Origin of the sequence: Fischerella thermalis PCC 7521 (assembly GCF_000317225.1) — a bacterium.
GTDB lineage: Bacteria > Cyanobacteriota > Cyanobacteriia > Cyanobacteriales > Nostocaceae > Fischerella > Fischerella thermalis.
On the sequence record NZ_AJLL01000016.1, the window covers coordinates 63,825 to 71,358 of the forward strand.

Below are 7,534 nucleotides of genomic sequence, written 5' to 3' on the forward strand. Positions count from 1 at the left end.
ATAATTAGACCTAGCTAGAAAATAGGTGTGGGTGTAGGAGGAGACAAAATTTAATGTTTGTTTGTGTACCAACGTTCATGAATAGCTATCTTGAAAATAGGTATTGGGGTGTAACCTAACAGCAAACCCATAATCCATCTGTGTTAATCAGTGTGCATCTGTGTTCGATTTTCAAGAAAATTTAAAGACTAAAGGGAAAAGAATTTTTCAATCCCTTTAACCCTTTCCCCCAACTTCCATAAAAATCTATTGGACAGGTTATTATTCAACAGCAACCACCACCATCATAATGCCATGTGGAATCAGTAATAATTATTTCATCTGGCATATAAGCAGCAAGTTTAGCGGCAGTTTTATCACATACTGCTGCTGGCAGACCACGTTGTAAAATATGACCTGCACCATCATCAAAAAATGGTTCTGAACCTGCATAAATTGCTGTTTTACCAGTAAAAATACAAGCTCCATCTTCTGGAATAGGTACTTTGAAAGATACAGAGTCAAGACTTTCTAAAAGTAATGGTTCCGATAGATTATAAGTTTGGCAATCTAACAAACGATAAGGGCGACGGGTACGAATTTCTACTTGACCAAAACCAGCCTTGATAATGCGCTGAATATATTCTTCATAGGTAAGTGCGCCAGATAAACACATAGCCCGTAGGCGTTCATCTTGTTGTAAATGTGGTGGAATCGGACGAGTAGCAATAGGATCACTCATCTGTAAACGTCCACCTGATTTTAATACCCGATATGCTTCTTGCAAGGCGCGGGTTAAATCTTCTGGTTCAAAAATATTAAAAAGGCAATTTTGGGCTACGACATCTACAGAAGCATCATCAACAGGTAAGTTAAAAGCATCCCCAGCACGAATGTCTACAAAGCTAGGATCAAACCAGGGGTTTTCTTTTGCGGCAATTTCCAGGTTACGTGTAGCAGCTTGGCGCATCTCTGCAACCGGATCGACAGCAATCACAGCGCCTGCACGACGGGAAAAATAGGCAAATTGTAAAGCTTCTAAGCCTCCGCCAACACCAACATACAGTACTGTAGGCTGATTAGCTAGTTCTCCTAGATGAACAGTTGTTCCACAGCCATAATTCATTTCCTGCATCGGTTGAGGAATTTTTAATCCAGGTAGTTGTAGAGGTGTACTTTGCACACAACAAAGTCCTACTTCTGGTGTTTGGGCAACTTGACTGTAAAATTGTGCTGCTGTTTCAAGATAAGTCATTGCGTTCGGTGGTGTGAAGTGATAAGCGTCTAGAATCAGCTTTGTGATCCTAATATATTTGAAACTCTGTTTGATGAGTTTTTGCTGAGAAATTCTAGCTTGGTGGAACAGTTTTGCTTAAATTTCTGTCATAGATTGTTGGTCTGTTAATTTTATTTTGATGCGATTTAATGAGTTCGTAGTCAGCACTTTAGTGCTTGAATGAATTAGGGTTAAAAGCCTAACTACAAACTTACATTTAGCAACACTTTTAATACTTGAATCTTTTTTTACTGAGTGTTTTGTGTAAATGCTACAATCCTCCTAAACGAAAGTTGGGATACTTCAATGCCAGTTGCAGCTAAATCAATCAAGTTTGGTACAGACGGCTGGCGCGGCGTGATTGGCGATGATTTCACGTTTGAACGTCTAGCCCTTGTCGCACCAGTTGCCGCAAAAGTACTATTCAATACCTACGGGGAAAAAACCGACAACCGCACAATTGTAGTTGGTTACGATCGCCGTTTTATGGCGGAAGACTTCGCCCAGAAAGCTGCTAATGTTGTCTGTGCAGCCGGGTTTGATGTCTTGTTTAGCGAAACCTTTGCACCAACCCCAGCTTATAGTTGGGCTGCAAAGCAGCACAATGCTTTGGGGGCGTTAGTGATCACTGCTAGTCACAATCCGGGGCAGTATTTAGGATTAAAAGTTAAAAGTGCTTTCGGTGGTTCTGTACCGCCAGAAGTAACTAAAGAAATAGAAGCGCTTTTAGAACAGGAAGTACCAGTTGCCTCAACTCCAGGTAAAATTAAAAGGTTTAATCCTTGGGAAAGCTATTGTCAAGAGTTAGAAAGTAAAGTTGATACAGTCAAAATTCGTGAAACCATAGCCTCTGGAAAGCTAACGGTATTTGCTGATGTCATGCATGGGGCTGCGGCTGGTGGACTTGCAAGACTACTAGGTGATGCAGTCAAGGAAATTAATAGCGATCGCGATCCCACTTTTGAAGGTGGTGCGCCAGAACCTTTACCTAAATACCTTTCCCGTTTGTTCGGGGTAATGAAAACACACCGAGAACACAACCCTACAGGTTTAACGGTAGCGTTGGTTTTTGATGGTGATTGCGATCGCGTTGCCGCAGTAGACGGTACAGGGAATTTTTTGAGTTCGCAAATTCTCATCCCGATCTTAATCGATCACTTGACCCGACGGCGCGGTTTTACAGGAGAAATAGTTAAAACCGTAAGTGGTTCTGACTTAATTCCCCGTGTAGCAGCACTACACAAATTGTCAGTGTTTGAAACACCTGTTGGTTATAAGTACATTGCTGACAGGATGCTAGCAGCCCCAGTGTTACTGGGCGGGGAAGAGTCGGGGGGTATTGGTTACGGTAGCCATATTCCCGAACGCGATGCACTGTTATCAGCATTGTATGTACTCGAAGCGATCGTGGAATCTGGATTAGATTTAAGTGATTATTATAGTCACTTACAACAACAAACAGGCTTTAGTTCTGCATACGATCGCATTGATTTACCCCTAGCAAGTATGGAAGTGCGGGGTCGCCTTTTGGAACAATTACAAACAGAACCATTAAAAGAAATTGCTGGCAAAGCAGTAACAGATTGCCAAACAATAGATGGTTATAAATACCGCCTTGCTGATGGTAGTTGGTTGATGATTCGTTTTAGCGGTACAGAACCAGTTTTACGCCTCTACTGCGAAGCCTCCACACTCGAACAAGTGCATCAAACTTTGGCTTGGGCAAAACAATGGGCAGAATGAATGCTGAAGGCTGAAAATTTCATAATTCATAATTCATAATTTATGAAATTACTCGTAGTAGCTACAGGGAACCCAGGTAAATTGCGGGAAATGCAAGCTTACCTATCTGATTCTGGTTGGGAATTAAAACTCAAACCAGAAGATTTGGAAATTGAGGAAACGGGCGATACCTTTGCTGCTAATGCTTGTCTCAAAGCATCACTGGTCGCCAAAGCAACGGGGAATTGGGCGATCGCAGATGATTCTGGTTTAGAAGTAGATGTCCTCAATGGTGTACCAGGGGTGTATTCTGCCCGTTACGGCAAAACCGATGCTGAACGCATTACCAGACTTTTAAAGGAATTGGGTGATGAGGTGCAGCGCCAAGCCCAATTTGTCTGTGTAGTAGCGATCGCTCGTCCTGATGGTGCGATCGTTCTACAATCAGAAGGTATTTGTCGTGGTGAAATTCTCTACAGCCCGCGTGGTGATGGTGGTTTCGGCTATGACCCAGTTTTTTACGTCCCCGAAATGCAAATGACTTTTGCTGAGATGACGCCAGAGTTGAAGCGCAGTATTAGTCATCGTGGCAAGGCTTTTGCCAGCCTACTCCAAAAGTTGCCTGATTTGGAAGGTTAGTTGTTAGGTGTTAGTTGTTTGTTGTTTACTCCAAGCAACAACCAACAACCAACCACCAACAAAAATTAAACTGCTTCTGTATTCTTTTCCCCAGTTCTGATCCGTACAACTTGTTCGACTGGCGAGATAAATATTTTACCATCGCCAATTTCTCCTGTCCGGGCAGCAGAGATAATTTTATCTACAACCATATCTACCTGGTTATCTTCCACAACAATTTCTAGTTTGAGTTTTTGCAAAAACTCCACCGTATACTCGGAACCGCGATAGCGTTCTGTTTGTCCTTTTTGTCGCCCAAATCCCCGGACTTCAGAAACGGTCATGCCCACTATACCAGCATTGACCAAAGCAATCTTCACTTCATCAAGCTTAAATGGACGAATAATAGCTTCTACTTTCTTCATTCTTTATCTCCTGCTTTTGAGTAGCTTCTATATATATAACCAGATCCTTTGTCCAAAGCTTTAACTGATAACGCAACCCATAATTGTAAAAAAGTGTTAACACATACAAAATAATAAGTGCATTACCGAAGTAACCGTAAAAAAGGAAGTGGGAATTGTGGTGGTTCTATCTTAATTTATCACTGTTTTGTAGCTTAGGTAACAGAAATATTTTCGTGCTTGCTATAGCTAAAATGGATTTGAGTTAACGGCTTTGATGTTCCAAGAAAGGACGCACAACCAAATAGCCAGCACCAAAACCCAAAATTATAATTAGCACGATCGCAAAGAAGAACCACCAACCATTCATTCTTTCTGGTTCTGATTCGCTAGTTGAGTAGGTTATAACCTCCTGTTCTTCTATAAGCACTGGTTCTGGCATAGAGCCATGGAATTCCATTTCTGTATAGACAACAGCTGGACGTGGATGAGGATGCTGTGGTTGCGGTTGTGGTTTTTTCGCTGGAGGTTTACTAGTATGATTTACCTTCTGCCTACTTGAGGAAGTTGCTACGTGTTTACTACCTCCTGTGGGAGTCCCTACAAATTCTCTACTTTGAGCAAATTTTTGTGGTTCCTCTGTTGTCTTTTGCTTGCTATCTACTGATGGATTTGTTACCCCTGCGTCTGCCACCTGAGTCTGGGGAAAATACTGAGGTTTAGACTGACTAGAGGTATCAAGTAAATTTTGTAAATGTAGAACAGACTGGACTGCTTTAGCAATCTCTTGACGTAAAAGTTGATTTTCTTGAACTATTTGCTGGTTTTGGGCGGTAAGGGCGTTGATTTTTGCCTGTGCGGCTTGTAACTCTGCTGCCAAATCTCGATATACAGATAAGGGTACAGAGGGTGAGTAATTTTGAGTAGTCGTACTGGGCCTATGGCCGTAAAAAGAGCCGTTAGCTGTTTGCATTTTTAGATTAGAGGCTAATAATGATACAAACTAAGCCCAAGAATAATAGAAAAATTCCCTGAGGGCAAAGATTTTATATTTAACTTATGTTACGTGGTCGCTAAAATCGTTTGCCATGTGCTAGTCAGGCACATTGGCTGGATTAAATTTATTTTGTACAGTTAAGCATACATTTTTACCCGCAGCCAGTGGTTTTTACCAAAATTCTCAGCGGGCGTGTAAGATATGTCTTTTACCTAGTTGCGATCGCTCTTTTGAGCTTGCGATCGCTCTTTTCGCTTCTGCTTTGTACTTTCTCCCTTGAACTCCCCATTCGCAGATGGACACAGATCAGCTAACTCGCAAGCTGCACATGCAGGATTACGGGCTTTACAAACAGCACGACCATGATAAATCAAGCGAATTGACCAATTTTCCCAGTCTGGTTGGGGCAAAAGGCGCATTAAATCTTGTTCAATATGGATGGGTTCTGTATGTTCAGTCAAACCTAAACGTTGGCTGAGACGTTTAACATGAGTATCAACGGTTACACCTGCATTAATACCAAAGGCGTGAGCAAGGACTACATTTGCTGTCTTACGTGCCACCCCTGGAAGCAGCAATAGTTGCTGCATATCCTTTGGTACTTCACCACTAAACTCATTCACAATCATGCGACAGGCGGCTTGAATATTCTTTGCCTTATTACGATAAAATCCCGTAGAACGTACTAAATTTTCTAACTCAGTCAACTCAGCATTAGCCAAACTAGGCGCATCGGGAAAACGACTAAATAGTGCTGGTGTGACCAAATTTACCCGTTCATCTGTACACTGGGCGGAGAGAATCGTTGCTACGAGTAGTTGAACTGGTGTGGAATAGTTTAAAGAGCAAGTCGCATTTGGATAAAGACGCTTGAGGCGGACTAATATTTCTAGCGCTCGCTGCTTTTGAGATGACCATTTACGAGTGTTGCTCACTGTGCATGAAAATTAGGGATCGGGGATTATCTTATCAGCAAACTCATGATCCATTGGTGTCCATCAGCTTGCACTGTGGTAGATTTTTCATGCTCTCATTGTGGGCGATCGCAGCTGGTGTTTTATTACTGATTTGTAAAGGCAAAGGGTCGCCCGCAGTTTACTTGCGGGCTTGGGGGCGGGTCAATTACTGGAATAATTTTTGCACCCACTCTAGTTGGGAAGTTTCTTTGACAATCAGAAAAATACCTAATCCCAGAAGTAGCATTAAACCAGTTTGCATTACACCTTCTTGAACACGAGAAGGTAAAGGTTTTCCGCGTAACCCTTCAATGAGTAAGAAAGCTAGTTGTCCTCCATCCAAGGCTGGTAAAGGCAGAATATTGATAATTGCTAGGTTGATGCTAATTAAGGCTCCAAAATAAAACAGACTGCCTGTATCATTTTGAGCAATGCTAGCACCAATTTCCACGATTTTAACGGGTCCTGCTACTTGACCAGCTGTTTCACCAAAGTTGGTAATTAATTGTTTAAAACCTTGAAATGTCATTGTCAGAATGCGCTGAAATTCAGCAGCACCAAGGTTAAAAGCTTCTATTATGTTTGCACGACGCCGCACAATCTGACCGTTGGGAGCAAGTCCGACGCCAATACTACCCCCAGCTGGTTTTGCTTCAGGAGTAACATTTAAAGACAGCCTTTGGTCACCACGAGCAATTTCTAGTTGAATTGGTTTACCTGCATTCGTTTTAATTATTTCTCTTAAACCCTCTATCTCTTGCAGTGATGTGCCAAACTCTTTGTTATTAGCAGCTAATATGACGTCTCCTGGTTTGATACCAGCTTGCACAGCTACATTACTAACCTCTGGGGCTAATTGTTTAATTAAAACTCCTGGTAGAGTTGCTTGTGAAACACCGACTAAGTTAACCTGCGCCACAAGCAGAAAATAGGCAAAAATTAAGTTTGCTATCACTCCTGCGCTGATGACGATCGCCCGATCTAAAATTGGACGGTTACGCAGCAGGTTTGGGTCATTGGGTGGAATGTCACTATCTGGATCATCATCAGGAAAACCAACAAAACCACCCAACGGAAACGCCCGGATGGCGTATTCGGTTTCCGGACCTTGGTATTTCCAAAGAATTGGCCCAAAGCCCAAAGAAAAGCGGTTAACATGAATTCCTTGAGACCTTGCTGCAATGAAATGTCCTAGTTCGTGTACCAGGATTAGAACAGCCAAGACTGCGATCGCCGCTAAAACTGACATAGAGAAATTTTTTGAACTTACTTAGCTATACTTTTCTCTATTCTAGAATGAGTACCAGTCTTGCATTGGTCTGCAACACAGCATATTTTCAGGGTTTTTCGCTAATTCCTGGGGGAGAGTGATGAATTGGCAACTCCTCGAAAGTAGTATATTTCTCAGGTTTGACCTGTCTCTAGGCAAAAAAGTAGGGTAATTTTTTTTGAGTTTGGCACATAAAAGAGGCAAACAAAAAAGGCGATCGCACTCATCCTCAGCAAATATAGCGGTTCTCAGTTACGTGAATTACAAAACCTCACCCCGCCCTATCGGGAACCCCTCTCCTTAGTAAGGAGA

At 42.2% G+C, this 7,534-nt stretch carries 7 protein-coding genes; 2 read left to right on the forward strand and 5 right to left on the reverse strand.

All coding sequences use genetic code 11. The features are described from left to right. Window positions 1-265 precede the first annotated feature (265 nt). Window positions 266-1,234, reverse strand: a complete 969-nt coding sequence (gene arsM, locus UYK_RS0104625) for an arsenosugar biosynthesis arsenite methyltransferase ArsM (RefSeq protein WP_009459832.1) — start codon at window positions 1,232-1,234, stop codon at window positions 266-268. A 327-nt stretch (window positions 1,235-1,561) separates the two neighbouring features. On the opposite strand from arsM, the gene UYK_RS0104630 reads away from it, so the two are divergent. Both UYK_RS0104630 and rdgB read left to right on the forward strand, forming a co-directional pair. Further along, complete coding sequence (locus UYK_RS0104630) at window positions 1,562-2,998, forward strand: phosphoglucomutase/phosphomannomutase family protein (RefSeq protein WP_009459833.1); 1,437 nt, start codon at window positions 1,562-1,564, stop codon at window positions 2,996-2,998. A 42-nt stretch (window positions 2,999-3,040) separates the two neighbouring features. Continuing rightward, window positions 3,041-3,616: an RdgB/HAM1 family non-canonical purine NTP pyrophosphatase gene (gene rdgB, locus UYK_RS0104635; RefSeq protein WP_009459834.1), complete on the forward strand. Its 576-nt coding sequence runs from the start codon at window positions 3,041-3,043 to the stop codon at window positions 3,614-3,616. A 65-nt stretch (window positions 3,617-3,681) separates the two neighbouring features. Here rdgB and UYK_RS0104640 read toward each other — a convergent pair whose 3' ends face one another. From UYK_RS0104640 to rseP, 4 genes are all read right to left on the reverse strand, one after another. Next, window positions 3,682-4,020, reverse strand: a complete 339-nt coding sequence (locus UYK_RS0104640) for a P-II family nitrogen regulator (protein ID WP_009459835.1) — start codon at window positions 4,018-4,020, stop codon at window positions 3,682-3,684. 244 nt (window positions 4,021-4,264) lie between these two features. After that, window positions 4,265-4,972: a hypothetical protein gene (locus tag UYK_RS0104645; protein WP_009459836.1), complete on the reverse strand. Its 708-nt coding sequence runs from the start codon at window positions 4,970-4,972 to the stop codon at window positions 4,265-4,267. 236 nt (window positions 4,973-5,208) lie between these two features. Then, a complete protein-coding gene (gene nth / locus UYK_RS0104650; RefSeq protein ID WP_009459837.1) occupies window positions 5,209-5,931 on the reverse strand; it encodes an endonuclease III in 723 nt (240 codons plus the stop codon). 187 nt (window positions 5,932-6,118) lie between these two features. Then, window positions 6,119-7,201 (reverse strand): RIP metalloprotease RseP, encoded by a 1,083-nt coding sequence (gene rseP / locus UYK_RS0104655; protein WP_009459838.1) that lies wholly within the window; start codon window positions 7,199-7,201, stop codon window positions 6,119-6,121. Window positions 7,202-7,534 lie beyond the last annotated feature (333 nt).

Coding starts and splice junctions, on each gene's coding strand:
- arsM (WP_009459832.1), bottom strand. CDS start 1,234: ATGACTTATCTTGAAACAGCAGCACAATTTTACAGTCAAGTTGCCCAA.
- UYK_RS0104630 (WP_009459833.1), top strand. CDS start 1,562: ATGCCAGTTGCAGCTAAATCAATCAAGTTTGGTACAGACGGCTGGCGC.
- rdgB (WP_009459834.1), top strand. CDS start 3,041: ATGAAATTACTCGTAGTAGCTACAGGGAACCCAGGTAAATTGCGGGAA.
- UYK_RS0104640 (WP_009459835.1), bottom strand. CDS start 4,020: ATGAAGAAAGTAGAAGCTATTATTCGTCCATTTAAGCTTGATGAAGTG.
- UYK_RS0104645 (WP_009459836.1), bottom strand. CDS start 4,972: ATGCAAACAGCTAACGGCTCTTTTTACGGCCATAGGCCCAGTACGACT.
- rseP (WP_009459838.1), bottom strand. CDS start 7,201: ATGTCAGTTTTAGCGGCGATCGCAGTCTTGGCTGTTCTAATCCTGGTA.